Below are 657 nucleotides of genomic sequence, written 5' to 3' on the forward strand. Positions count from 1 at the left end.
CGGGTGACAGCCCATGACGACTGCCGGGTTTCCCCATTCGGAAACCCCCGGATCAAAGCCTGGTTGACGACTCCCCGGGGACTATCGTGGCCTCCCACGTCCTTCATCGGTTCCTGGTGCCAAGGCATCCACCGTGCGCCCTTAAAAACTTGGCCACAGATGCTCGCGTCCACTGTGCAGTTCTCAAACAACGACCAGCCACCCATCACCCCCAACCCTTACGGCTGGAGTTCACTGGGGCCGGCATCATGAAGACAGACCTTGCGGCCGTGCCCTCAGACACCCAACAGCGTGCCCGACACCCTCGCCACTCGTGATCAGCTTTCCACGCTCCGAAGAGCAGTACTTGCAGCCCGAGATGACTGAGAATGCCGAATAATCAACGTTCCACCCATGAGCAACCAGCAYCGGACGTTCGCCGATGAACTGGCCTCTGACCTCACCCCGTAGGGATCGGTGAGAAGTGCTCCTTAGAAAGGAGGTGATCCAGCCGCACCTTCCGGTACGGCTACCTTGTTACGACTTCGTCCCAATCGCCAGTCCCACCTTCGACAGCTCCCTCCCACAAGGGGTTGGGCCACCGGCTTCGGGTGTTACCGACTTTCGTGACGTGACGGGCGGTGTGTACAAGGCCCGGGAACGTATTCACCGCAGCAA

The 657-nt window shown here is 60.1% G+C and carries 2 rRNA genes; both read right to left on the bottom strand.

Annotated features, from left to right (window positions below):
* Nucleotides 1–155, bottom strand: a 23S ribosomal RNA gene (locus BG482_RS39905); the annotation flags it as partial.
* 319 nt (nt 156–474) lie between these two features.
* Nucleotides 475–657, bottom strand: a 16S ribosomal RNA gene (locus tag BG482_RS39910); the annotation flags it as partial.

The organism is Streptomyces sp. LUP30 (assembly GCF_001746365.1).
In the GTDB taxonomy this organism is placed as follows: Bacteria; Actinomycetota; Actinomycetes; order Streptomycetales; family Streptomycetaceae; genus Streptomyces.